The sequence below is a fragment of the Aequorivita flava genome (assembly GCF_038742595.1).
In the GTDB taxonomy this organism is placed as follows: domain Bacteria; phylum Bacteroidota; class Bacteroidia; order Flavobacteriales; family Flavobacteriaceae; genus Aequorivita; species Aequorivita marisscotiae.
The window spans coordinates 1-25,120 of sequence record NZ_JBANCF010000004.1 but is presented as its reverse complement, the minus strand read 5'-3'; the positions used below and the strand labels follow the sequence as shown (position 1 = coordinate 25,120).

The following is a 25,120-nucleotide window of genomic DNA, read 5'->3' as shown; positions in this document are numbered from 1 at the left end:
AGGAACTTACACTTAAACTCACTAAAAAAAGCTCCAAAAGGAGCTTTTTTTATTTATAACAAATGAATTTTATCTTTAGGCTCGGGACGCTTACTTCGCAATATTTACGGCGCGTGTTTCACGAATAACCGTAACTTTTACTTGGCCGGGATAGGTCATATCCGTTTGTATTTTCTGTGATATTTCAAACGAAAGTTGTGCGGCTTTTTCATCGCTTACCTTTTCACTTTCAACCATTACACGCAATTCCCGCCCCGCTTGAATGGCATAAGCTTTATTAACGCCGCCAAAGCCAAATGCAATATCTTCCAAATCTTTCAAACGCTGTATATACGAGTCTAAAACCTGTCGTCGTGCTCCCGGTCTTGCCCCGCTAATAGCATCGCACACTTGAACAATTGGCGATAACAATCCGGTCATTTCAATTTCGTCGTGGTGGGCACCAATAGCGTTGCATACTTCTGGTTTTTCACCGTATTTTTCGGCCCACTGCATCCCTAAAAGAGCGTGAGGCATCTCGGTTTCCATTTCAGGAACTTTTCCAATATCGTGCAGCAAACCGGCTCTTTTAGCTAGTTTGGCGTTTAAGCCAAGTTCGGCAGCCATTACGCCGCAAAGTCTGGCTACTTCACGGGAGTGATGCAACAAATTCTGTCCGTACGAAGAGCGGTATTTCATACGTCCCACAGCTTTAATAAGCTCTGGATGCAGGCCGTGGATTCCCAAATCTATTACGGTACGTTTTCCTACTTCAATAATTTCTTCTTCAATTTGTTTGGTAGTTTTTTTAACTACTTCTTCAATACGTGCGGGATGAATACGGCCATCGGTGACCAATTTGTGAAGTGACAATCTGGCTATTTCACGACGTACGGAATCAAAACACGAAAGTATAATTGCTTCCGGCGTATCGTCCACAATAATCTCAACCCCGGTGGCAGCTTCAATAGCGCGAATATTTCTACCTTCGCGACCAATAATTCTACCTTTAACGTCGTCGCTTTCAAGATTAAAAACAGAAACGCAATTTTCTACGGCCTCTTCGGTACCGATACGTTGTATTGTGTTAATAATTATCTTTTTAGCCTCCTGTTGGGCAGTCATTTTGGCCTCTTCCATAGAAGTTTGCACAAATGCCATAGACTGTGTTTTTGCTTCGTCCTTAAGGCTTTCAATTAACTGCCGTTTGGCTTCTTCAGCAGAAAGGCTGCTAATTACCTCCAATTGCTCAATTTGGCTTTTATGCGCCTTATCTACATCGTTTTGTTTTTTCTCAAGAACTGCGATTCGTTCAACGTAATCGGCTTTTTTATTTTCCAGTTCGGCGTTTAACTTTTTATTCTTAGCGAGTTCGCTAGAAACTACCGATTCCTTGTCGCGCGTTCTTTTTTCTGCTTCTGAGATCTTTTTATCTCGGCTCAATATAACCTTTTCATGTTCCGATTTAAGCTCCAAAAATTTCTCTTTCGCTTGTAATATTTTATCTTTTTTTATTGCTTCAGCTTCAGATTTTGCTTCCTTTAGTATTGCTGATGCACTTTTTTTTGCTCGTAGAATAAGTTGAGATGCGTTGTTGCGCTCAAGTATTTTTGCAATTAAAAAGCCAAGTGCAATACCAACGATGGCACTGATTACTATAGTTATGATGTCCATTATTTCGTTGAATTATAAATATAAAAAAAGCCTACATCAATATATTTATTTTGAATAAACTCCTTTAAAACATGTTTAGGGCTAACAAGCTGGTCAAGTATCCGCTCGAAGACGGCTCGCTTTTACAACTTCAACTCACCCTTTTTAAAGAAATCGTGTTGAGTTTACCAAAAAATTGTATTAATGTAGGCAGTTACCTTATTTAATTTAAAGAACGTTATGATAATTGCTCCTGCAATAAACGGTTTAAAGCGCTGAGCTTTTCTTCCATTTCTTGCGTATCGCTAGAATTATCAATTTGTTTTTGCTCCACCTGAGCTGCAAACTGGAGGGCACACATGGCCAAAACATCCTGTTTGTCGCGAACGGCGTAACTTTGCTCGAACTGTTTAATCATTTTTTCTATCTTCTTAGCTGCCAATCGCAATCCTTCTTCCTGCGAAGGGTTGATCGTTAAAGGGTAAACCCTGTCTGCTATTGATAGTTTTATTTTTAATGGTTCGGCCATTGTTATATTTTATTCAGAAAGCTGACTTATACAATGGTCAATTTCCCGAATTAGAGCGTTTATCTTGAGTTTAGTTTCTCGTTTATGCTGGTCGCTGCCGAGCATTGAATTTGCCAATTTTAACGAGTTACATTTTTCGGTCCAAACTTCAATTTCTTCTTGAAATTGTTGCTGTTTCGATTGTAAATCTTTTACCTCTTCCTCTAATGCTACCTTGGCTTTTAATAAATTTTCGTGCCTTTTTAGCAACTCGCCAATTCTATTTTCAAGAGAATCAACTATTTCAGAAAGATTACTCATTAAAATCTGTGTTCAATACTTCTATCACAAAGTTAGCATACCATCGCTAATACGCAAACAGTTTTTCATTATTTTTTGTAATATTGAAAAATAGTTATAAAATCCTGCCTTGCTTCATCTTTAATCAACGCGTATTCTTACTTTTGTACAATGAAGAAATTTTTATCTATGCTCCTGCTTTTTGGCGGGCTGGCTTACGGACAGAACGACATTCCTACAGACTATTTTTCAAATCCCTTAGATATTAAATTGGTGTTATCGGGCAATTTTGGCGAAATGCGCTCCAATCATTTTCACAGTGGTTTGGATATTAAAACCGAACAGCGCGAAGGCTTGCCCGTGTACGCACCCGCTGATGGATATGTAAGTCGAATAAATGTGCAGCATTACGGATACGGTAAAGCACTTTACATACTTCATCCAAATGGTTACACCACTGTTTATGGGCATTTAAGAAGCTTTGCGGGCGATATTGAAAAGCATGTAAAAGATTTACAATACACCAAAGAAACTTTTGAATTGGAACTTTTTCCAGAAAAAACCTTGCTACCTGTAAAAAAGGGCGATTTAATAGCATACACAGGTAATACGGGTGGTAGCGGCGGTCCGCATTTACATTTTGAAATACGCGATTCGTCGCAGCGACCAATGAACCCGCTACTTTTTGGAATAGAAATTCCCGATACTAAAAACCCAATTGTAAGTGCTGTATTTGCATACCCGGTGGGCGAAGATGCGCACGTAAATCAGGGGCAAAACCGAACAAAACTTCGTTTAATAAAACAAAAAGACGGTAATTATAAAGCGGAAAACGTGACGGCCTTCGGTAAAATTGGCTTTGGAATAACTACGTACGATCAGCAAAATGGAGCTTCCAATAAAAACGGAGCTTACCGAATTGAAACTCGGTTTAACGGAACTGAAAAATTTGAAGTGCTCTTTAATAAATTTGCATTTGCCGAAACACGCTATTTAAATAGATACACCGACTATAACTATTACAAAACCAATAGAAGTATGGTCCAAAAGCTTTTCCGCGAAACTAACAATCCGCTGAGCATAATTACTAAAGAGGACGAAAACGGATTTATAACCGTAAAAGATAGCCTACAACATATCTATGCAATAGAGGTTAACGATTTTAAAGGCAATAGAATGTATATCTCCATCCCTATAGAAGGTGCAAAACTTGAAATACTGGACCCCAAAAACATCGAGAAAACAGAGGATTATATTTACGCAGATCACGCAACATCAATCACCAAGGGTAAGTTTAGCATATATATTCCTGCAAATAGTCTGTATGAAGATACATACTTAGACATTAAAGATGAAGGCGATGTTTTAAAGTTTCACGACGATGTTGTACCCATACATAGTAACATTTCCATAACGGCCGATATTTCTTCGTATAAAGAAGAAGACAAAGACAAATTGTATATAGGCAGACTAAATTACAAAGGGTTGCCTTATTATACATCTACTACAAGAAGCGGCGATAAACTCACTGCCAAAACCCGTACTTTTGGCAGTTATACCGTAGCTTCAGACACCACCCCGCCAAAGATAAAGCCTGTAAATTTTTCTGAAGGAAAATGGATCAGCGATCAAAATTTTCTAAAATTAAAAATTACGGACGATTTAAGTGGTATAAGTTCCTACCGCGCCACCATCAATAATAAATTTATTTTGATGGAATATGATTATAAAAAAGACGTTATAACTTATAATTTCAATGATAATGTAAATCTGGAAACAGAAAATAATTTGAAAGTTATTGTAATAGATAATGTTGGAAATAGTGCTACATTTGAAGCTCAATTTTTCAGAAAACAACCTTAAGTCTTGCTTTTGAAAACAATAAAACTACCGCTCACACTGCTTTTCGTTTGCTTCGCAACCGTAATTTTTGCTCAAAAAGCAGTTATTAAAGGAATTATTATTGATGAAAACAACGTGCCCGTTTCCGGCGCCAATGTTACCTATAAAGACACTGGAACAATTTCAGACTTTAATGGGTTTTACTTATTGGAGATTCCTTCGGAGGAAGATGTTGTTATTACCTTTTCGCACCTTACCCACGAAAAAATACAGATTACCGTAAATCTTTCGCCTGCCGAAGATTATCAGTTAAATCCTGTAATGAGCACAAGTGTTGAACAAATAAGTGAAGTGGTAATTACAGGTCGTGAAAATCGGCGCATAGAAGGGGTATTAACAATTTCTCCCAGACTCGCCCAAAAAATGGTGGGTGCAAATGCCGGAGTAGAAAATTTATTGGCTACCCTGCCGGGTGTTAATAAAACCGACGAGTTAAGCACCCAATATGCCGTGCGTGGCGGAAACTACGACGAAAATTTAGTCTATGTAAACGAAATTGAAGTTTACAGGCCTTTTTTAATTAGAAGCGGGCAACAAGAAGGTTTAAGCTTTGTTAATAGCGATTTAACCAGCAACGTTGATTTTTCTGCCGGTGGGTTTCAGGCAAAATATGGCGACAAACTTTCGTCCGTTTTAGATATTACCTATCGCCGTCCGGTAGATTTCGGCGCTTCGGTAGATCTTAGTCTTTTGGGTGCAAGCGGCTCTGTGGAAGGCATTTCAAAAAATGGTCGTCTTTCGGGAATATTAGGGATTCGTTATCGCGATAACAGTCTGCTTGTAGATGCAAAACAAACCGAAACCAATTACCGGCCAAAATTTGCCGATGCCCAAACGTATTTTACTTATAAATTCACCAATAAATTTGAGTTGAGTTTCTTGGGGAATGTTTCCATAAACGAATATAATTACAGACCGCTTACGCGACAAACCAATTTTGGTACTATTACAGATCCCATTGCTTTACTCGTGTTTTATGAAGGTCGTGAAGAAGATAGATATAACACCTATTTTGGAGCGTTAAAATCTACTTGGGTAGTTTCAGATAATTATACGGCAAAATTTATCGGGTCGCTATACCAAACCACCGAACAGGAATATTTTGATATACTTGCCGAATATCGTTTAGGTGAAGTAAACACAGAAATTGGTGGGGAAAATTTAGGTGAAGTAACCTTTACACGAGGAATTGGCGGCCAACTTACCCACGCCCGAAACGATTTAGATGCCTTAATCCTCAATGTAGAACACAAAGGAAATCTCGCTATCGAAGATAACACGATTGAATACGGTATTAAATACACACGTGAAGATATTCGAGACCGTGTTCAGGAATATGAAATTATAGACTCGGCTGGTTTTTCCATCCGTCCACCTATATTTCCACCGAGCGACCAACCGTACCAACCGTACACCTCTCCTATTGAGCCATACACAGATGTAAGAGCTCTTAACGACACCCAAATAGACCGGATTTCGGGCTATGCACAGTGGAGTAGAAAAACAAGCGTTGGCAATAGCGATCTTTGGATGAATGCTGGCGTTCGCGCCCATAATTGGACCGTGAGCGGGAAGAATATTACCAGCACAACACAAACAGTTTTCAGTCCCCGTGCACAGGTTTCCCTAAAACCAGATTGGGAGATGGATATGCTTTTTAGAGTGTCGGGAGGAGTTTATCATCAACCTCCTTTCTATAGAGAATTGCGCGACTCGTCGGGAACAGTTCGTCCGGGAGTTAAGGCACAGCGCTCCATTCACCTTGTTTTAGGTAACGATTATAGTTTTAAAATGTGGGACCGTGCTTTTAGATTAAATTCTGAATTGTATTATAAACATCTAACCGATGTAAATCCTTATACTTTGGAAAATGTGCGCATCCGTTACCGCGCTAACAATAATGCTATTGCTTACGCATACGGACTCGATTTGCGTTTGGCAGGCGAATTTGTTCCTGGAACGGAAAGCTGGTTAAGCCTTGGATATCTAAAAACAGAAGAAAATATTGACGATCGCGGTTATATTTTCCGGCCAACAGATCAACGTTTAAAAATAGGAATGCTTTTTCAGGATTATGTAAAAGTAATTCCTTCGCTTAAAATGTACCTTAATTTAACGTATAATACCGGGTTACCGGGAGGCTCACCAAGCTACGCCGACCCATACAAATACCAAATTAGGCTGCCCGATTACAAGCGTGCCGATCTCGGAGTAAGTTATGTGATAGTAGACGACACGAAATTAAGAGATAGCGGTTGGTTAAAGCCATTTAAGGAATTCGCGATAGGTGCCGAAATTTTCAACATTTTTGATGTTCAAAACTCTATTACCAATACATTTGTTCGTGATGTTTATACCAAGGTTCAATATTCAATCCCCAATTATTTAACCCCTCGTGTATTCAATGTTAAAATGACAGCGAAGTTTTAATTTGAAGTAGGCTTTTAAGCTAAGCGGTAGTCACTCAAGCGAGCATTGAAAATAATTGAAAGCTTTACATCGCGCCTTCAACAAATTCTTTTAGTACATTAATTACATAATCTACTTCTTCCTTTTTATTAAAACTGGAAAATGAAAAGCGAATGGAAGGTTTGCCTAAATCTTCGTCGGAAAGAATTTCGTTTAAAACGTGCGAACCGCCTTCGCTCCCGCTTTGGCAGGCGCTACCTTTGCTGCAGGCAATTCCTTTTAAATCTAATTGAAATAAAAGCAACATTGCCTTTTCTTCAGAAATTGGCAAACAAACATTGAGCAACGTATAGGTACTTCGTTCGTTATCACCACAGTTTCCATTAAATTTAACCCCCGGGAATGCGGTAATCAATTCGTTTTTAAAATAATTTTTTATACCGGCAATATAGTTACGTTCCTTTTCAAGTTTACGATACGATAATTTTAGTGCTTCGGCCATACCCGCAATTGCGTAAACGGCTTCGGTACCGGCACGCATTCCGCGTTCTTGTTCGCCACCGTGAATTAGAGGTTTTAAGCCCGAGTTTTTTCGTATAAACGCAAAGCCTGCACCTTTTGGTCCGTGAAATTTATGTGCGGCAGCCGCAGCGAAATCAATTGGGATTTCCTTAAAATCTAGCTCAAAATGCCCAACGGACTGTACCGTATCGCTATGAAACAGCGTTTTATATTTTTTACAGAGATCTGCAACTTTTTTTAAATTGAGAATATTTCCTATTTCGTTGTTAACGTGCATTAAGCTAACCAATGTTTTTTGGGAAGAATCTGCCAACAAACTTTCTAAGTTTTCAAAATCTATTTGTCCACATTCATCTAAATTCACAAATTCTACCTGAATATTGTATTCTTTTTTAAGCCAATCCACCGTATGTAAAACAGCGTGATGCTCTATTCTACTGGTAATAATTCGTTTTACACCCAAGTCGCGAATGGCGCTATTCAAAATTAAATTATCGGCTTCAGTACCTCCCGAAGTAAAAATTATTTCACTTGCAGATACATTTAAAAGCTTAGCGATTTCTTTACGAGCATTTTCGAGTAATGATTTAGAAGAACGGCCGTAAGAATGTGTAGATGAAGGGTTTCCGAATTCAGTTTGTAACACTTCAGAAATACAGGTTATTACATCGTCGCGCAGTTGGGTAGTTGCTGCGCTATCAAAATATACTTTTTTCATTGCGATTATTTTTTTCCGTAAAAACAGTTTTTACACTATTTTTATTAAATCTCGGAAGCGAAATATGTCCTTTAATTCAGTTTGCAAAAATACATATTAAAACAGTTTTGCCGGCATTTCAGTTAAAAAGAAATGCGTTACTTTGTGGTGCGTATTTTTTATCGAAATACTGAGTATTTAAATTTAAGCGCACTGAATATTTAACCTTAACTATGCAAAAGACGGCTTCAATATTATAAATATGAATAAACTTTTCGCTTTTCTTTTTTTCGTTTCATTATTACTACAAAGCTGTGATGACGGTGATATTATTATTACTTCCTTTAATTTTGACGATGCCGAACTTAAAACCTGCGGCACTGCCGGCAATCATGTTTTTTATAAAGTAAACGAGCAAGCTTTGGAAAGTCTTTCGCTACGTTTGGGCGTTACAGACAGTCTTTATAAAACCGAAGGCACAAAAATATACATCCTAAACGGCACGAGCAATTTTGTAAACTATCGCACTTACGATGGAGCTTTGGGAGCCAATTACTTTTGCAGTAGCATCCCGCCCACTTCGCCAGGAGTAACAGTAAATTATTTTGCAGCTTCGGGCACAGCTGAATTTACAACTACATTTTATTATGACGATAACGATGGTGTGCCCGTAGATAAAGAATTTGAAGGCGACACCGATGGCGATGGTATTCCAGATATTTACGACGAGGACGACGATGGCGACAATGTGCCAACGGCTCGGGAACTGGACGTACAAAATGAAGATGGCGATAACAACCCACTAACAAACCCACTAGACACCGATGGCGACGGAATACCAGATTATTTAGATAATGACGATGACAATGATGGCGTACTTAGCCGTCACGAAGATAAAAATATGGATTTAAACCCCAGAAATGACGTTACCGATCCAAACGTTGGTGCAGATTACTTAAACCCTGCAGTGGCCAACATTTATGAAGTAAACGAATATTATGAGCACAAATACACAATTACCAAAAGTGTAAAAGTAGTGTTGAAGAATTTGGTTTTAATAAGCGGAGAAGAAGAAATAACAATAGAAACGCTAACTATGGGGGTTTTGGAAAATGTTGAAACACTTCAAAAAACCAAAAAACCGACATTTTAAAGTGTTTATTAAGTTGGGATTGGGAATTTACTTATGCTAAAAATTCTTACATAAAAATATCGTGCAAACTCATATTTATACTTCGAAAAAGCTTGAAAAATTAATTAAAAAGTTAATACAAACCAATGAAGGCGATACTTCGGGCATACTCGGAAAATGGAATGCAACGGTATTTTATGTAAATAGAAAAAAATGTTGGCTCGTATCCAATGCAAAAACCCAATATTCAGTTATTTTAACAGACATTAAAGCAGCCGATCTAAGAAATATTGAACAACTATTTAAAAATGCTTTTTTCGCGCAATTAATATACGACGGAATTCTAGTAGATTATGGTGTGTTAAGTGCCCAAATAGGCACACTTTCTTTTCATCCAACAGACAACGATAAAAGAACAACTGGATTTCAAAATCAGCGGCTTCAAACTTTTCAATATTGGATTGAGCAATTTGGAAGTATCGAAAATATGCCCATTAAGAAATTGGCAAACAGGCTTAATTCAGACCTTATTCACATGTCAAAAAACAGAAGAAATTCAGATTACACTACTTCAATCAAAGAGATAAAAAAAGTACTGGCTACTTTAGCATAGAACTGGCAGGAACTTTAAGCAGCGCCGAACTGTTATAAAATTTTCAAATTATAAAATCGCTATTTCAAGTTTTGAAAAATATAAACCTCGGTAGCTCCGCGCCCGTATTTTTGGTAATCGGCATCGTAAAACTTTAGGTTTTCGTAGCGATTTAACAAATATTCCAGTTCGGTTCGGAGTACGCCCTCCCCCACGCCGTGAATAAAAACCACTTTTTGAATGCGTTTTGAAATAGCAAAGTCCAATTGTCTTTTTGCAGTATCTAGTTGAATGGTTAACATTTCATAATTGTCCATGCCGCGGGTTTTTGGCACTAATTGATTAATGTGAAGATCTACAACCATTGGCGGTAAGCTGCGTTCCTTGGGTTTTATGCGTTTGGTTTTTCCAGGTTTTTTGCTTTCTTTTTCTGAAAGCACTTCCGAAACATCCATCTGCGCTAATTTTCTTTTTGAAAGCGAGCCATCCATAACAATAAGTTCGTGTTTAAAAAAATCTAATTCGAAGCCATCTGTGGTTATAATTGTTACTTCGTTGCCTTTAACGGCAGTAACCACGCCCGAAATGGCATCGTCTAATACTGAAACTTTATCGTGTACTTTCATATAATTTTAAACAACTTCCTACTTCAAAATAACAGATTTTAAAAAAGCCTAAACCCCTCTTATCGAAAATATTACGTATTTTGCAGCGTTTTACGGATTATGTTGTATATTATTTTTAAATTTAACCCGTAAAAAGAAGTTATTGGTTCCCCCCCACCAAGACTTTTAAAAATGCAAAAATATGAAAAACCTACTACTCTTTTCTATATTCCTACTAACCACTGCAAACATATTTGCCCAATTACGCGTTAGGAAAAATAGCGGTAATGACACTTACATTTATGTAGACAATACCGTATTATTCGTGGAGCAAGAAATATCTTTAGGGCGAAACACGCCAGGTGGAAATACCGAAGCAAGCATTTATTTACGCAACAACGGGCAACTTATTCAAGGTAGCAGTAATAGTAATAACAGTGGCCGCGGGCAAATTTCGGTTCAACAAAACACACCAGTTACCAATGCTTATGCATACTATTATTGGTGTTCGCCTGTAGGAGATTCCGGATATTTAACTACCGGTCAAGGTGGTGGAAATAAAAATTTTGGTGTTGGACTTTTGTACGAACCCCAACCCGGGACTAGTGAAACAGCAGCACAACAAGTAGCAACAACCAGCGGTTTAAACGGGCTTACAACCAGCCCTATTACAGTTTCCACGCGTTGGCTTTACACTTTTGAATCGCCGGGTACTGAAAGAGAAGGAAACTATACAGCTATGGGGGGCGGGCTTAATGCTCCTCCCGGATTCGGTTTTACTATGAAAGGAGTTGGGCCAATTACAGACCCACAACTCGATCAAACTTACGAATTTAGAGGAAGACCCAATAATGGAACTTTTACGATTCCCGTAGCAGCTCCAGGTGGTACCGAAGGAATGATGACACTTACCGGTAATCCTTATCCCTCGGCTTTAGATTTAAACAAACTCTATTACGACCCCGAAAATACCGCCTTAGGAACATTTTGGTATTATGATGAAGATAGAACAGTTGCTTCGCACTATTACGCAACTAAACCCTTTGGCTATGGCGTATATACCATTGGCCCTGAAGATACTGATGGAGACCCATATAATGGTGATAATTTAGGTACTTATGCTGCGGCACCATTTAGTTATTATACCTCTGGCGGTGGAACTACTGGTTCCGGTGGAACAAGTTCTAATAGTGATGACAACAAACGTTTTGCTCCTATCGCTCAAGGTATTATGTTCGTTGGCGATGCTGACGGAACTGTGCAAATTAAAAACGCTCATAGAGTTTTTTATAAAGAAGGAGAACCGGGCTCCGTTTTTCAGAGACCAGATGGCAGCAACACAGAAGTTGAAAACGATTCAGCAAATGGCGAACGAGAATATGCAACAATTTCAGATCACGCTAATTTAAGCAATCGCACGCCAATGATGCGGCTATGGGCAATTTTTGATAAAAATGTAACACGAGATATGGTAATTGCATTTTACGATAATGCAACCGACGGTTACGATCGCGGTTTGGACGGACTTAGCGCTCAGGATTTACATACCGATGCCTATTTTCCCATCGGCCCAGATAACGCTCGCCTTCCCTACGTAATTAACGGCACAAACTATGTGCCCGAAAAATATATACCAATTGCTTTTAAAATTAGAAATACCAGCTTAATAGAGTTAAGGTTAGTTGAAGAAATAAATCAGCCGTACGAGCGTGCGTATCTTTACGATAGTCAAGAAAACACCTATAAGCAACTCAATGGGGCTACGCTCGCAAGAGTTACGCTAACCTTGCCTCCGGGAACCTATGACAACAGATTTTTTATATTCTTCCGTGGTACTAATAGACCTGGCGGGAAAACTGAAACAGAACTAGACATTAAAAGTTCAATCGCCGAAAATGTGAGCTTTTTTCAAAACAATAAAAGTCGCCAATTAGAAGTACGGAACCCAGAAGGATACGTTATAAAATCTGCTTCGGTCTTTGATATGAGCGGAAAGCTAATAATAAACGAGAAAAATTTAGGCAGCAAATCGCAGTACAGTTTTTACACCGGTAACTTAAGCAGTGGTGTGTATTTGGTTAAGTTAGTTACAGACGGTGATGTAGCTATAGACTATAAAGCAGTAGTCCACAACGATTAACCACCAAATAGAAATTGCAAAATAAAAACGGCTTCGAAAATTTTCGAAGCCGTTTTGTTTTTCTGTCTCTGATTATCTTTTCAAAAGTATAGTTGCCTTTTGAAAAATTTAATTGAAATTACTTTTCAAAGGTTTTGAGTGTTTCGGTAATAATAGAAACGCACTGCATTAATTGTTCCTCATTCATTACCAAAGGCGGCGCAAAACGAATAATATTACCGTGTGTAGGTTTTGCCAACAATCCGTTATCGCGAAGTTTTAAACAGATATTCCAAGCGGTATCGCTATCTTCAGAATCGTTAATTACTATTGCATTTAGCAAACCTTTTCCGCGAACCAATTTGGTAATCGTGCTAGTTTCAATGTATTTATTCAATTCACTTCGGAATAGTTTTCCAAGATTTTCAGCATTTTCGGCTAAGTTCTCGTCTTTAACTACACTTAACGCAGCCATCGCTACTGCAGCGGCAACTGGATTTCCACCAAAGGTAGAACCGTGGTTTCCGGGCCGAATAACATCCATAATTTCATCATTTGCCAAAACCGCAGACACTGGATAGGCGCCACCGCTTAATGCCTTGCCCAAAACTAAAAGATCTGGTTTTACATTTTCATGGTCAACGGCAAGAAGTTTTCCAGTACGAGCAATACCCGTTTGCACTTCATCGGCGATAAAAAGTACGTTGTGTTTTTCGCACAAAGCTTTTGCTTTACTCAAATAACCCTCAGAAGGCACATAAACGCCAGCTTCACCTTGAATAGGTTCTACCAAGAATCCAGCAATATTTTTATTGGATTCCAAATGTTTTTCGAGCTGTTCATGATTGTTGTATTCAATTTTTATAAAGCCTTTGGTGTAGGGGCCAAAATTCTTTCTGGCAACAGGGTCGTTGCTAAAAGAAATTATAGTGGTGGTTCTACCGTGAAAATTATTTTCGCAAACAATAATTTCGGCTTCATTTTCGTCTATTCCCTTTTTTTCGTAGGCCCACTTTCTACAGATTTTTAAAGCGGTTTCTACAGCTTCGGCACCTGTATTCATTGGCAATAACTTATCGAAGTTAAAAAACTCGCAAGCAAATTTTTCGTATTTCCCAAGCATATCGTTGTGAAAGGCACGCGATGTAAGTGCAAGTGTTTTTGCTTGTTGGGTCATTGCATCCACAATTTTTGGATGGCAATGTCCTTGATTTACCGCAGAATAGGCCGAAAGGAAATCGAAATATTTCTTGCCTTCCACATCCCAAACATACACACCTTCTCCCCTGCTTAAAACTACAGGTAAGGGATGGTAATTGTGGGCTCCGTATTTATTTTCTAAATCGATGGCTTTCTGTGAAGCTGTTTGCTCTAAAACTGACATAAAATTGTAATATTTTGAAGTAAAAAAGTTGCGATTCCTACTTTATGGAGAGAAATCATCCTTGAATTTGCAAAATTAACGATTATTATCTTTAATCGAAGGATAGGCCGTGTTTTTTGCAAAATTTGAATAAAGAAAGATTGCTTAGTTCGCCAAATATTGAATATTTTAGCCAAAATCATTGTTTAAAATTGCTTCTATTTATACATAGTAGCCCTTACCTTCAACTATTATGAAGCATTATCCTCATATTTTAGAAGATCTAGAAATTAGTATTTGGGAATACAATATTCAAACTAAGGAAATAGCTTGCAACGAAAACTGGGCTTCGCTCTTAGGCTACACCCGCAAGGAGTTAGAGCCCATTACCGAAGAAACCTGGACCAATTTATTTCATCCAAAATATTCGGGAAAATCTGGAAAATTATTTAAAGCACATCTTAAAGGAGAAACCAAACAATACAAATGCAAAATTAGATTAAAACATAAGGACGGGCATTCGGTTTGGATTTTAACCCAAGGAAAAGTAGTTGAATGGGATGCAAATGGAGCGCCGCTTTTAATGGTAGGTTTTAACAAGGATATAAGCAAAGAAATACACGACCAATTAAGCTTAAAAAAATATAAGGATATATCGGAAATTGCCAGTAATGTGGCACAAACAGGGTATTGGGAATTGGATTATATTACAAATTCGTTTTACTGGAGCCCCATGACCAAGGAAATTTATGGCGAAGCATCAGATTTTACTCCCAAAGCCGATGATGTTTTAAAGTATTTTTCCGAAGGCGAACACAGAGAAACCATTGCACAATCAATAAAAGATGCTGTTTTAAGCAGAAAGAATTTTGACCAAGAGGTACAAATTTATACCAAAAACAATTCCTTAAAGTGGATACGGATAATTGGAATTGCCGAATTTAAAAATGCGAAATGTATTCGTTTGTACGGCATTGTTCAAGATATTGATACGTTAAAAAAAATTCAGTTAAAGACTGCAATTCAGGAGGAACAGTTTAGACAGACCTTCGAGCACGCCACCATTGGAATGGCCTTAGTTGGCTTAGACGGCACTTGGTTAAAGGTAAATGAAGGAATATGCGAGTTTTTGGGATATACAAAAAAAGAACTCTATAAACTAACATTTAAAGATATTACCCATCCGGCAGATCTTGATAAGGATATGAAATACCTTGTGGAGTTGCTAAATAATAAGCGCAAAAACTATGAAATGGAAAAACGCTATATCTGTAAAAATGGCGAAATAGTTTGGGCGCATTTATCGGTTTCTTTGGTTAGGGACGACCGTGGTAAGGCCTTGCATTTTGTATCGCAAATATTAGATATAAATGAAAATAAATTGTTGAACGATGCCATGCAAGAACAAAATAACAGGCTTATTAACTTTGCATATATCGTGTCTCATAATTTAAGATCGCACACGGGCAATATTGCAATGCTGTTGGAACTATTGGCTTCAGAAGACCCAAAATTAGCAGAAAACGAATTTCTTGTTCACCTTAAATCTGCTTCCGATAATCTTAATGAAACTGTAAAGCATCTTAACGAAGTTGTTGTAATTAATACCAAAATTTACGATAATTTAGAACCCTTAAACCTGCACCAATTTATTGAAAAAGCTTTGCTGAATATTCAAGGGTTAATAGCATCTACCGATAGTGTTATAGTTAATAATTGCAGTCCAGATATTTATATTGCAGGAATTCCGGCTTATTTAGATAGTATTCTGCTCAATTTTTTAACCAATGCCATTAAATACCGTTCCCCAGATCGCATCCCCAACATTGAAATTTCAACAGAAAACACAATACGTTTTGTTGTATTAAAAATAAAAGACAACGGCTCCGGTATAAATTTAAAACGAGATGGCGCCAAGTTATTTGGAATGTATAAAACCTTTCACGATAACGAAGATTCTCGCGGTATCGGACTATTTATAACCAAAAACCAAGTAGAAGTCCTAGGCGGAAAAATTGAAGTAACGAGTGAAGTAGGCAAAGGCACTGAGTTTAGCATTTATTTCTTAAAATCAAAAAAAAAAAGCAAATCCTTAACCCCAATTAAATAAAAGAAACTAGTATGAAAATGATAAATTTAGCATGTATTATAGACGACGACCCCATTTTTGTGTTTGGAGCAAAAAAAGTAATGCAATTGGCCAACTTTTGCCAAAGTTTTATGGTGTTTCCAAATGGAAAGGAGGCATTGGTCAAATTAAAAGCAATTATAGAGAGTGGTGAAAATTTACCCGAAATTATGTTGCTCGATTTAAATATGCCCGTTATGGACGGGTGGCAGTTTTTAGAAGAATTTACGTCTATCCCAACACCTAAAAAAATTCAGATTTATATTGTGAGTTCTTCTTTGGATCCTGAAGATATAGAACGTGCCAAAGACTTTAAGAGCGTAAACGATTATATTATAAAACCTATTGCAATAGAGAACATTATCGATATAACCAAAGATATTTAAAGACTCATTTCTTAAAATAAATTAATGATATTCTCAAAGTTTCGGTTTAATGCTAAAAACATTCTATTTTTGCGCCTATGGCAAGAAAAAATAAGAGGGTGATTTTAGAAAATCTAGAAGTTATAGATGCTGGCGCAAAAGGAAAAGCTGTTGCTAAAGCACCAGATGGCAGGGTTGTTTTTATAGATAATGCCGTGCCAGGCGATGTGGTTGCTGTACAAACCCATAAAAAGCGCAAGGCTTACTACGAAGGCTCTGCTATTTCCATTTCAAAATATTCCGAAAAAAGAACCGAACCTGTTTGTCCGCACTTCGGTACCTGTGGCGGATGTAAATGGCAAAACATGGCGTACGAGCATCAGTTGTTTTACAAGCAAAAGGAAGTTACCCAAAATTTAACACGGATCGCGAAAGTGGCTTTACCGCCCATTGACCCAATTCTTGGCTCAGAAAAACAATATTTTTATCGGAACAAAATGGAATTTTCTTTTAGCGATAGCAAATGGCTAACGCTCGAGGAAATTAAAAGCGATAAAATTATTGATAACCGAAATGCTTTGGGCTTCCATATTCCGGGGATGTGGGATAAAATTTTGGATCTTGATATTTGCTATCTGCAGGCCGACCCAAGCAATGCCATTCGCGATTTTGTAAAGGCGAAAGCTGAAGTATTAAAACTATCGTTCTTCAACACCAGAAATCAGGAAGGATTTTTACGCACTTTAATGATTCGTACGTCTTCAACTGGAGAAACTATGATCTTGTTGCAATTTTTTCACGAAGATGAAGAGAATAGAAAACTTCTTTTAAACGCTATTGCTGAAGAATTTCCACAGACAACTTCACTTTTATACGTAATTAATTCCAAAGGAAACGATACGCTCTACGATCAAAAAATTGAGCTTTTCTATGGAAGGGATCATATTTTTGAAGAAATGGAAGGTTTAAAGTTTAAGATAAATGCCAAATCTTTTTACCAAACCAATAGCGAACAAGCATATCAATTATATAAAATAACGCGCAACTTTGCAGACCTGAGTGGCACTGAATTGGTGTACGATCTTTACACCGGAACTGGAACCATTGCCCAGTTTGTGGCCAAAAAAGCAAAACGAGTAATTGGTGTAGAATCTGTACCGGACGCCATTGAAGCCGCAAAGGCAAATGCAAAGTTAAACAATATTGAAAACGTAGAATTTTACGTCGGTGATATGAAAAAGGTCTTTAATGAAGAGTTCACCAACAAACACGGAAAACCTGATGTGGTAATTACAGATCCACCGCGAGACGGTATGCACGCAGACGTTGTTGCGCAACTTCTTAATTTAGGTTCAGAAAAAATTGTATATGTAAGTTGCAATAGCGCAACCCAAGCGCGCGATTTGGCGTTACTGGATTTAAAATATAAAGTTACCAAAGTGCAGCCAGTAGATATGTTTCCGCAAACCCATCACGTTGAAAATGTTGTACTTTTGGAAAAGCGTTGATTTTTTTCTAAAAAACACGAATCATAAATGATTAAAAAAATATTTCTATTCGCACTTATTGTTTTTGCCTTTAAAGGCTGTACAAAGGACGACATCTGCCCCGAAGGAACTGCAACCACGGCTAAATTGGTAATTACTTTTAACGATATTGCAAATCCGGTAAATGAAAAAAAGGTGAATGTTTTAAGTGTAAAAACAGATTATGAAGACAGTGTTGAAGTAATATCGCTAACCGAAACCGGGGAAATTGCAATACCGCTCAGTACAACCTCAGATACAACAAAGTACCAATTTATTAAAACCACTTATACATCAACCGACACTATTACCAATACAGACAGGGTTATGTTTGTTTACCAAAGACGTATTGGTTACGTAAACCGTGCCTGCGGATTTAATACTGAATATTTTAATCTAGAGCCAGCTTTAGAACCTGAAGGAAACGATAACTGGATACAGGAAATAATTGTAAAACGAGATACTGTTAATGACGAAAATAGCGCCCACATTACTATGCTGCATTAGTCTTTTTTGCAGCACCCAATTTCTGGTGGCGCAAAAAAAGAGTGAAGTTGCTGCCGACACAGTGCCAAAAATTGAAAAATTTGGGCTACGTGTGGGAGTTGATTTGGCAAAACCCTTGCGAACACTAATTGAAGACGGTTATTCCGGATTTGAAATTGTTGGTGATTTTCGGGTAACCAAAAAGTTTTATGCAGCTGTTGAACTCGGCAACGAAAATAAAGATTGGAACGAACCTTATATTTCTGCAAATACAAGCGGAAGTTATGCTAAAATTGGTTTTGATTACAATGCGTACGAAAACTGGCTGGGGATGGAAAATGCCATTACTCTTGGTATGCGGTATGGAGTTTCGACTTTTACTCAAGAGCTAATCAGTTATCGCATCTACACAGACAACCCTGCATTTCCAACCGAAACTATTTACGATCCTCAAGAATTTAGCGGGCTTTCGGCTCATTGGGCAGAAGTAATTATAAGTGTTAAAACCGAAATCCTAAACAATCTATACTTGTCTCTAAACGTTCAATTGAAACGGAAAATTTCAGAAACAGAACCGGATAATTTTGCGAATTTATACATTCCCGGCTTCAATAGAACCTACGATTATAGCCAATTTGGTGTTGGTTATGGATATTCACTTTCGTATTTGATTCCAATTTTTAAGAAAACTGAACTTTCGCAAAAGGAAAGTCCGGCGCCATAACCTATTCTGATATAAATAATTATTTTTTACTAGCTTTCCTACTACCCTCATACATTTCATAACGCACAAGTTTAGCCTCCAGCTTTCCGTTAAAAAGTTTTATTTTTCTTGAAGGTCGAAGCCCCACATATTTTAACGCTTCCAAGTTTGAAGTAATCATCCAAGCCTGTGTGCCGGGGTAGTTGCGCTTTAACGTATTGCCAATAGCACTGTAAAACTCCTCCACATCCTTCACTGAAATTCGTTCATCGTAGGGTGGATTAAAAACCATATAAAGTGCTTTGTCTCCCTCCTTTTCACTTTCAAAAAAATCTTGCTTTTTTACCTCGATAAAATCTTGAAGATTGGCGCTTTTAACATTTTCCTTTGATTTGTGCACCGCCACTGGGTCGGAATCGTAGCCGTAAATTTTATGGGGGAAATCTCGCACCTTTTTTAGGGCAGCTTCTTCTATTTTTTCATATAAATCTACATCAAAATCCGGCCAAGTTTCAAAACCAAATTCATCGCGATTTAAGTTCGGTGGAATGTTACAAGCAATCATTGCCGCTTCAGTAAGCATGGTACCTCCTCCGCACATTGGATCTAAGAAATTGCACTGGCCTTGCCAACCCGCCAGCATTAAAACACCAGCTGCAAGCACCTCGTTAATGGGCGCAAGCGTGCTCTCTACTTTATACCCGCGTTTGTGAAGCGATTCGCCCGAACTGTCTAACGAAACTGTACAAATATTTCTGTCAATATGAATGTTTATCCGCAAAGTAGGGTGATCTAAATCTACATCCGGCCGTATGCCTTCCCTATCGCGAAAACGATCTACAATGGCATCTTTGGTTTTAAGTGAAATATATTGCGAATGCGTAAAAACTTCAGAAAACACTGTAGCATTTACGGCCAGTGAGCCTTTTACATCCATATAGTTTTCCCACGGCATTTCGTATATTTTTTTGTACAAATCTTCATCGGTAAAAATATTGAAAGCCGAAATAGGTTTTAAAATTTTAATCGCCGTGCGGCAGCAAAGATTGGCTTTATACATAAACCCGGTATCGCCTTCAAACGAAACATTTCGCACGCCAATTTCTACAGATGAAGCTCCCAATTGGCGGAGTTCCTGTGCGAGTAATTCCTCCATTCCGAAGAGGGTTTTAGCAACCATTTTAAAATTTTGTACCATACTTTATCCCTCCAAAGGCAGGGAACTTTTTAATTAATTGTATATTTTAATGAAATTAAAAAACTTCCATTTAATAAGGCCACAAAAATACAGTATTTTTGCAGGGCGAAACGAAAACTATGCAAAAAGAAAAAGATAATTGGTACGCTTCGTGGTTTAACACCCCTTATTACCACATACTCTACAAGGACAGAAACCATAGGGAAGCGGCTCTATTTATGAACAAGCTTACCACATTTTTAAATTTAAAGCCAAATGATACAATCTTAGATTTAGCTTGTGGAAAAGGAAGACATTCCAAATATCTCTACAAACAGGGGTTTCATGTTACCGGAGTAGATCTTTCGGAGGAAAGCATACGCTATGCAAAACAGTACGAAAAACCAAATCTTCATTTTAAGGTGCACGATATGTGTTTGCCCTACACACAACAGTTTGATGCGGTTTTTAATTTGTTTACAAGCTTTGGATATTTTGAAAACGAAGTGGATAATTTAAGAACCATAAAAGCCATTAAGGCTGAACTAAAGCCAGCCGGTTTTGGTGTAATCGATTTTTTAAATGCCGAATTGGCAATAAAAAATTTAATGCCTTCGGAACAAAAGAAGCTGGGCGGCATTGTTTTCCATATTGAAAAATACGTGGAAGATGGATATATTATTAAAAACATTCGCTTTACTGACCAAGGAGAAGAATATTTTTATACCGAGCGTGTAAGAGCTTTAACTTTGGAGGATTTTCAGGCGTATTTTGATGAGGCTTCTGTAGAATTAAAGCACGTATTTGGCGATTATCAACTCAATAAATTCAATAAAAATACCTCCGAACGATTAATACTAATTTTTAATTAATGAATTATTTATTGCTTTTTTTATCCGTAGCCATCGGATATTTTGTCGCACTTTTTTTAAAGAAAAGAGAATTGCGAAATATGGAGGTTTTTCTGGCATTTAGCGGTGCATTTTTATTATCTATAACAGTCTTTGAGCTTTTGCCCCACGTATTTGAAAACCATTCAAAAAGTATTGGAGTTTATATAATGCTCGGTATTTTATTACAAATATTCTTAGAATTCTTTTCAAAGGGAGCCGAACACGGCCACGTACATTTACATTCTGAAGCCAAACATTTTCCTTGGATTTTATTTATAAGTTTAAGCATTCACGCTTTTATGGAGGGCTTTCCAATTTCGGAACACAATAATTTATTAATTGCCATAATTATCCATAAAATTCCTGTAGCTATAATTTTATCCTTTTTCTTTATTACCGCCGGATACAAAAAATCTACAACCCTACTCTTTCTTTTCTTTTTTGCATTAATGACACCCTTGGGAAGTTTTATTTCTACCAATTACAACCTAATTCATCAATATGAAACCCCCATCACAGCAGTGGTAATTGGGATATTTCTTCATGTATCAACTACAATTCTATTTGAAAGCTCAAAAAATCACAAGTTCAATCTTTCGAAGATGACGGCAGTAATTTTAGCGGTTATAATTGCGTATTTTATTTAATTTACTTTTAAGGTATTTGAGTGGGATTTGATGCTTTTCTCGTATTGAAGTGCATTGGTAACCATTCGTAAATCGCCAAAAGAATATTTATCGTCTATTTTATTCTTTAAATCGCTAAGCCCTTTGTAAGTTGTGGTTTCCATTATTTTTTTGAGTTCCAGATATTTTTCAGCTGGTTTTAATTCGGTTATTTTTATTTCTCCCGAAGCCAAAAAAACACCGAGATGCCGTACAATAGTGCCAATGGTGAAACCGCGTTCCTCGGCAATTTCGGGAATGCTCATTCCCGATTTAAACAAATTGTACGATATATTTTGGGTGCTTCCTTTTTTAGGAGCTACCTTAAAATCTGTGGATGGTGTAATTGAATTGTCCTTACAATAAACTCGTATTACTTCAAGAATGGCTGTACCGTATTTTTCTAGCCTAACTTTTCCAATATCGGATATGTTTCGAAGTTGTTTTACGGTAGTAGGTAAAACATCGCACATTTCAAAAAGTGCTTTTTGGGTAAAGACTTGAAAAGGCGCAACGGTTTCTTGTTCAGACAGCTGCAGTCGAAGTTTCCGTAGCATTTCAAACAATTTATTATGTTCAATAGAAGCTACATAGCTTTCTTTTGACCTACTGGCTTTTTCACCTGTCTGCAGGGTAGCCTTTGCACGCAAATTGAGGTAAGTTATTGTTTTAAAACCATCTTTTAACCCAGTAAAGCAGTATTGTTTTACTGTTACTAATTGTTCCAAGATACGCAGCTGTTTTGTAATATCTTCTTCTACTGCTGTGTTATCGGTAGTAAAATTTAGTTTATTTAAAGGGGTTCTAATAAAATCCTGTAAATGTTTTTCAAAATAAATAATAGCCTTTTTAAAGCGCTCCTGTAACAAATTATTATTTTCTGGCACTTTGTGTTCGCTAAGATTTTTAAGTTGAAATTGAAAGCTCGTATTAATTTTTAAAAGTTCGGTTATTCCTTTTTTCTTTAAATTGGCTAATTGTTCGTATAAATTTCCATTGATACTTCCTTTGTTTTTTAAAAAGGTATCAATCATTTTATTCGTTGGGCCCAATAAGGAATAGAAATTAAATATTTCATTGATCAAATTAAGTTGATATGAAATTTGTGAAGAAACAAAGACAGCGGTATCGGGTTGGTGTTCTTCGGCATTTTTATTAAAGGAAGCAACGTCGCGATTGTTTATAATACTTTTTTGGGAGAGTGGCCCTGTTAAAACAATTCCTTCCAACGTTTTGCAGCGGCTTAGAGCCACATAGGTTTGCCCGTGGGCAAAAGCTTCTTGCGCATCAATAATTACATTTTCAAAAGTGAGTCCTTGGCTTTTATGGATTGTAATTGCCCAGGCCAACCGGAGAGGTATTTGCGAAAAGGTACCGATTTCACTCTCTATTATTTCTTTTGTTTCTGGGTTGATGGAATATTGAATGTTTCGCCATATTTCTGAACTTGTAACAATATCCGTACTATCGCCAGGGCAACGTACGTGTACTTCATCTTTATCCAGGTAGCAAATAGTTCCAATCTTACCATTAAAATAGCGCTTTTCAGGATCGCTATCATTCTTTACAAACATTACTTGCGAGCCCACTTTTAGTTCTAATTCTGAATGTGTGGGATAGGTATATTCGGGAAACTTTCCTTCAATTTCTGCTTTGTAGGTAAAACTTTTCTTTTTAATTCTGTTTAGCGCAGCAGTATTTATTCGGTCGGCTCGGTTGTTATGCGTTGTTAGTGTAATATAGCCTTTGTTTTTTTCTGCTGAAAAATCAGGAATATATCGTTTATTAAGAGTTTCAGCAGATTTAGAGGTTAAACAATTGTTTCTAATTTCGTTTAAAATTTTTATAAAATCTTCACTTTCTTGCCTATAGATGTGTTTTAGTTCTATAGTAAGCGCATTTGAGTTTTGAAAAACGCGACTTCCGAAGAAAAAACCAGTTGTATAATACTGTTTTAAAAGCTGCCACTCATCATTCTTTATTACTGGTGAAAGCTGTTGCAGGTCGCCAATCATCAATAGTTGGACGCCACCAAAAGGTTTGCTTCTATCTTTAAACCTGCGCAAAACCTGGTCTATCCCGTCGAGCAAATCGGCACGCACCATACTTACTTCATCTATAACCAACAGATCTAAAGACTTAATAATATTGATTTTCTTTTTACTGAATTTTTTAGAAAACGAATTGCTTTGCGCATTTGCAGTTTCGGGTAAGATGGGGCCAAATGGCAACTGAAAAAAGGAATGGATAGTCACTCCTCCCGCGTTAATAGCCGCCACTCCGGTGGGTGCTACTACGGCCATTCTCTTTAAGGAATCTTTTTTTAATCTATGTAGAAATGTAGTTTTTCCCGTCCCCGCTTTCCCGGTAAGGAAAATATTCCTATCGGTATAATTGACGAAGTTCCAAGCCAGATCGATTTCAGGATTTTGAATCATTATAAAAAATTGTGGCGGGGAGGCTTTCGTTTTTCGATGAATAAATATACTAAATATAGCAGAAAAATAAAATCTGAATTGTAAAATTGGATGGTAATAGATAATCCAGGCCTTTAGTCAGTTTATATTCGGTACTGACGGAAGTAAATGCAATAATAGTATTGTACAGCTTTCCCGCCTAACACCCCTACCATCACAATGCGATAGAATGTAAACAAAGCTCCCACATTTCAAATACAGACTGAAAGTTTGTGGTTATTCCTGTAATTACTATGAATTGAGTTACAGCCAAGTTTTTAGAATATGAGCGCATTTGTGAAAATCGGTGAAATTGATGATAAAGTTTATAGTTGAATAAATATAAAAACCAAAAAATGAGCCATGTACTTGACTTTCGAGGTCCGTTTGTTGTATCTTGTGTCAATATTGTTCTTCCATACTCATATTTCTATTCCCAAATGGCGACTCAAAGCCGACTTATTGCCGATAAAATGCCAACGTATTGCCGACTCCTAGCCGACTCAATGCCGACTCTACTCCATAGATACTCCGTATATACTCCCTAATTTCCACTTGAATTCATACTAAATGATTGGGGCTTACACGCTGAAACTCTGTTGCATTCGTGGAATTACAAGAGAATTATTTACGTCTATATTTTTTAAGAGATAATTATATCCGTAAAATTCGCAGTAAACTTTACTTTAACTGCGACAAACCGCAGATAAGCAATTCTAGTTTCAGATTCCGCCGCCCTACCAACACCCTGTGGAAGTCTAAGTCTGTGTTTTTAAGTTTATGGCAAAAAAAAACCTCCATCAAGTAAATGATGAAGGTTTTAAAGGAAGGCGGCGACCTACTCTCCCACTGGATAGCAGTACCATCGGCGCAAACGGGCTTAACTACTCTGTTCGGAATGGTAAGAGGTGAGCCCCGTCGCTATAACCACCTTAAATCA

20 protein-coding genes, 1 rRNA gene and 1 other RNA gene are annotated in these 25,120 nt (G+C 37.4%); 12 read left to right on the top strand and 10 right to left on the bottom strand.

What is annotated here, in order from left to right; all coding sequences use genetic code 11:
• Positions 1-90: 90 nt before the first annotated feature.
• The 4 genes from rny to VZD24_RS07005 form a co-directional block, all read right to left on the bottom strand.
• Positions 91-1,653: a ribonuclease Y gene (rny, locus tag VZD24_RS07020; protein WP_342686337.1), complete on the bottom strand. Its 1,563-nt coding sequence runs from the start codon at positions 1,651-1,653 to the stop codon at positions 91-93.
• A gap of 56 nt (positions 1,654-1,709) precedes the next feature.
• Positions 1,710-1,817: non-coding RNA, 6S RNA (gene ssrS / locus VZD24_RS07015), on the bottom strand.
• 53 nt (positions 1,818-1,870) lie between these two features.
• Positions 1,871-2,161, bottom strand: a complete 291-nt coding sequence (locus VZD24_RS07010) for a cell division protein ZapA (protein ID WP_279448059.1) — start codon at positions 2,159-2,161, stop codon at positions 1,871-1,873.
• Between the two features lie 9 nt (positions 2,162-2,170).
• On the bottom strand, positions 2,171-2,461 hold the full coding sequence (locus VZD24_RS07005; protein WP_279448060.1) for a coiled-coil domain-containing protein: 291 nt from the start codon (positions 2,459-2,461) through the stop codon (positions 2,171-2,173).
• Positions 2,462-2,611: 150 nt separating this feature from the next.
• Between VZD24_RS07005 and VZD24_RS07000 the strand changes: the two genes are divergently transcribed.
• Together VZD24_RS07000 and VZD24_RS06995 are read left to right on the top strand one after the other, a co-directional pair.
• Entirely contained in the window at positions 2,612-4,303 is a 1,692-nt protein-coding gene (locus VZD24_RS07000) for a M23 family metallopeptidase (protein ID WP_342686336.1), read from the top strand.
• Between the two features lie 9 nt (positions 4,304-4,312).
• Positions 4,313-6,772 carry a TonB-dependent receptor gene (locus tag VZD24_RS06995; protein WP_279448062.1) on the top strand — a complete coding sequence of 820 codons (2,460 nt, stop codon included), beginning with the start codon at positions 4,313-4,315 and terminating at the stop codon, positions 6,770-6,772.
• Positions 6,773-6,836: 64 nt separating this feature from the next.
• Here VZD24_RS06995 and VZD24_RS06990 read toward each other — a convergent pair whose 3' ends face one another.
• Positions 6,837-7,991 carry a cysteine desulfurase family protein gene (locus VZD24_RS06990; protein WP_342686335.1) on the bottom strand — a complete coding sequence of 385 codons (1,155 nt, stop codon included), beginning with the start codon at positions 7,989-7,991 and terminating at the stop codon, positions 6,837-6,839.
• Positions 7,992-8,232: 241 nt separating this feature from the next.
• Here VZD24_RS06990 and VZD24_RS06985 point away from each other — a divergent pair, with 241 nt between their 5' ends.
• Positions 8,233-9,123: a hypothetical protein gene (locus tag VZD24_RS06985; protein ID WP_342686334.1), complete on the top strand. Its 891-nt coding sequence runs from the start codon at positions 8,233-8,235 to the stop codon at positions 9,121-9,123.
• Positions 9,124-9,184: 61 nt separating this feature from the next.
• A complete protein-coding gene (locus VZD24_RS06980) occupies positions 9,185-9,715 on the top strand; it encodes a DUF6933 domain-containing protein (RefSeq protein WP_342686332.1) in 531 nt (176 codons plus the stop codon).
• A gap of 59 nt (positions 9,716-9,774) precedes the next feature.
• Here the strand turns inward: VZD24_RS06980 and VZD24_RS06975 are convergent, their stop codons facing one another.
• Entirely contained in the window at positions 9,775-10,320 is a 546-nt protein-coding gene (locus VZD24_RS06975) for a DUF8465 domain-containing protein (RefSeq protein WP_279448066.1), read from the bottom strand.
• A gap of 181 nt (positions 10,321-10,501) precedes the next feature.
• Here VZD24_RS06975 and VZD24_RS06970 point away from each other — a divergent pair, with 181 nt between their 5' ends.
• Positions 10,502-12,439, top strand: coding sequence for a DUF8693 domain-containing protein (locus tag VZD24_RS06970; protein ID WP_342686331.1), 1,938 nt, complete (start codon positions 10,502-10,504; stop codon positions 12,437-12,439).
• Between the two features lie 118 nt (positions 12,440-12,557).
• On the opposite strand, the gene rocD is transcribed toward VZD24_RS06970, so the two are convergent.
• Positions 12,558-13,802 carry an ornithine--oxo-acid transaminase gene (gene rocD / locus VZD24_RS06965; protein WP_279448068.1) on the bottom strand — a complete coding sequence of 415 codons (1,245 nt, stop codon included), beginning with the start codon at positions 13,800-13,802 and terminating at the stop codon, positions 12,558-12,560.
• A 232-nt stretch (positions 13,803-14,034) separates the two neighbouring features.
• Between rocD and VZD24_RS06960 the strand changes: the two genes are divergently transcribed.
• From VZD24_RS06960 to VZD24_RS06940, 5 genes are all read left to right on the top strand, one after another.
• Positions 14,035-15,891: a PAS domain-containing sensor histidine kinase gene (locus VZD24_RS06960; RefSeq protein WP_342686330.1), complete on the top strand. Its 1,857-nt coding sequence runs from the start codon at positions 14,035-14,037 to the stop codon at positions 15,889-15,891.
• 11 nt (positions 15,892-15,902) lie between these two features.
• Entirely contained in the window at positions 15,903-16,295 is a 393-nt protein-coding gene (locus tag VZD24_RS06955; RefSeq protein WP_342686329.1) for a response regulator, read from the top strand.
• A 77-nt stretch (positions 16,296-16,372) separates the two neighbouring features.
• Positions 16,373-17,782: a 23S rRNA (uracil(1939)-C(5))-methyltransferase RlmD gene (gene rlmD / locus VZD24_RS06950; RefSeq protein WP_342686328.1), complete on the top strand. Its 1,410-nt coding sequence runs from the start codon at positions 16,373-16,375 to the stop codon at positions 17,780-17,782.
• Positions 17,783-17,809: 27 nt separating this feature from the next.
• On the top strand, positions 17,810-18,307 hold the full coding sequence (locus VZD24_RS06945; protein ID WP_342686327.1) for a DUF6452 family protein: 498 nt from the start codon (positions 17,810-17,812) through the stop codon (positions 18,305-18,307).
• Positions 18,270-19,010, top strand: a complete 741-nt coding sequence (locus VZD24_RS06940) for a DUF6048 family protein (RefSeq protein ID WP_342686326.1) — start codon at positions 18,270-18,272, stop codon at positions 19,008-19,010. The genes VZD24_RS06945 and VZD24_RS06940 overlap by 38 nt, the downstream gene beginning before the upstream one ends.
• 19 nt (positions 19,011-19,029) lie before the next feature.
• Here the strand turns inward: VZD24_RS06940 and VZD24_RS06935 are convergent, their stop codons facing one another.
• Positions 19,030-20,187 (bottom strand): THUMP domain-containing class I SAM-dependent RNA methyltransferase, encoded by a 1,158-nt coding sequence (locus VZD24_RS06935; protein ID WP_279448074.1) that lies wholly within the window; start codon positions 20,185-20,187, stop codon positions 19,030-19,032.
• Positions 20,188-20,306: 119 nt separating this feature from the next.
• Between VZD24_RS06935 and VZD24_RS06930 the strand changes: the two genes are divergently transcribed.
• Positions 20,307-21,038: a class I SAM-dependent methyltransferase gene (locus tag VZD24_RS06930; protein WP_342686325.1), complete on the top strand. Its 732-nt coding sequence runs from the start codon at positions 20,307-20,309 to the stop codon at positions 21,036-21,038.
• On the top strand, positions 21,038-21,706 hold the full coding sequence (locus VZD24_RS06925) for a ZIP family metal transporter (RefSeq protein ID WP_342686324.1): 669 nt from the start codon (positions 21,038-21,040) through the stop codon (positions 21,704-21,706). The genes VZD24_RS06930 and VZD24_RS06925 overlap by 1 nt, the downstream gene beginning before the upstream one ends.
• Here VZD24_RS06925 and VZD24_RS06920 read toward each other — a convergent pair.
• Positions 21,703-24,162 carry a helix-turn-helix domain-containing protein gene (locus VZD24_RS06920; protein ID WP_342686323.1) on the bottom strand — a complete coding sequence of 820 codons (2,460 nt, stop codon included), beginning with the start codon at positions 24,160-24,162 and terminating at the stop codon, positions 21,703-21,705. The two genes, VZD24_RS06925 and VZD24_RS06920, sit on opposite strands and share 4 nt — an antisense overlap.
• A gap of 843 nt (positions 24,163-25,005) precedes the next feature.
• Positions 25,006-25,115 (bottom strand): 5S ribosomal RNA (gene rrf / locus VZD24_RS06915).
• Positions 25,116-25,120: the final 5 nt, after the last annotated feature.

Excerpts from the sequence above, each read along its gene's own strand:
- rny (WP_342686337.1), bottom strand. The coding sequence starts at position 1,653 with ATGGACATCATAACTATAGTAATCAGTGCCATCGTTGGTATTGCACTT.
- VZD24_RS07010 (WP_279448059.1), bottom strand. The coding sequence starts at position 2,161 with ATGGCCGAACCATTAAAAATAAAACTATCAATAGCAGACAGGGTTTAC.
- VZD24_RS07005 (WP_279448060.1), bottom strand. The coding sequence starts at position 2,461 with ATGAGTAATCTTTCTGAAATAGTTGATTCTCTTGAAAATAGAATTGGC.
- VZD24_RS07000 (WP_342686336.1), top strand. The coding sequence starts at position 2,612 with ATGAAGAAATTTTTATCTATGCTCCTGCTTTTTGGCGGGCTGGCTTAC.
- VZD24_RS06990 (WP_342686335.1), bottom strand. The coding sequence starts at position 7,991 with ATGAAAAAAGTATATTTTGATAGCGCAGCAACTACCCAACTGCGCGAC.
- VZD24_RS06985 (WP_342686334.1), top strand. The coding sequence starts at position 8,233 with ATGAATAAACTTTTCGCTTTTCTTTTTTTCGTTTCATTATTACTACAA.
- VZD24_RS06975 (WP_279448066.1), bottom strand. The coding sequence starts at position 10,320 with ATGAAAGTACACGATAAAGTTTCAGTATTAGACGATGCCATTTCGGGC.
- VZD24_RS06970 (WP_342686331.1), top strand. The coding sequence starts at position 10,502 with ATGAAAAACCTACTACTCTTTTCTATATTCCTACTAACCACTGCAAAC.
- rocD (WP_279448068.1), bottom strand. The coding sequence starts at position 13,802 with ATGTCAGTTTTAGAGCAAACAGCTTCACAGAAAGCCATCGATTTAGAA.
- VZD24_RS06960 (WP_342686330.1), top strand. The coding sequence starts at position 14,035 with ATGAAGCATTATCCTCATATTTTAGAAGATCTAGAAATTAGTATTTGG.
- VZD24_RS06955 (WP_342686329.1), top strand. The coding sequence starts at position 15,903 with ATGAAAATGATAAATTTAGCATGTATTATAGACGACGACCCCATTTTT.
- rlmD (WP_342686328.1), top strand. The coding sequence starts at position 16,373 with ATGGCAAGAAAAAATAAGAGGGTGATTTTAGAAAATCTAGAAGTTATA.
- VZD24_RS06945 (WP_342686327.1), top strand. The coding sequence starts at position 17,810 with ATGATTAAAAAAATATTTCTATTCGCACTTATTGTTTTTGCCTTTAAA.
- VZD24_RS06940 (WP_342686326.1), top strand. The coding sequence starts at position 18,270 with ATGACGAAAATAGCGCCCACATTACTATGCTGCATTAGTCTTTTTTGC.
- VZD24_RS06935 (WP_279448074.1), bottom strand. The coding sequence starts at position 20,187 with ATGGTACAAAATTTTAAAATGGTTGCTAAAACCCTCTTCGGAATGGAG.
- VZD24_RS06930 (WP_342686325.1), top strand. The coding sequence starts at position 20,307 with ATGCAAAAAGAAAAAGATAATTGGTACGCTTCGTGGTTTAACACCCCT.
- VZD24_RS06925 (WP_342686324.1), top strand. The coding sequence starts at position 21,038 with ATGAATTATTTATTGCTTTTTTTATCCGTAGCCATCGGATATTTTGTC.
- VZD24_RS06920 (WP_342686323.1), bottom strand. The coding sequence starts at position 24,162 with ATGATTCAAAATCCTGAAATCGATCTGGCTTGGAACTTCGTCAATTAT.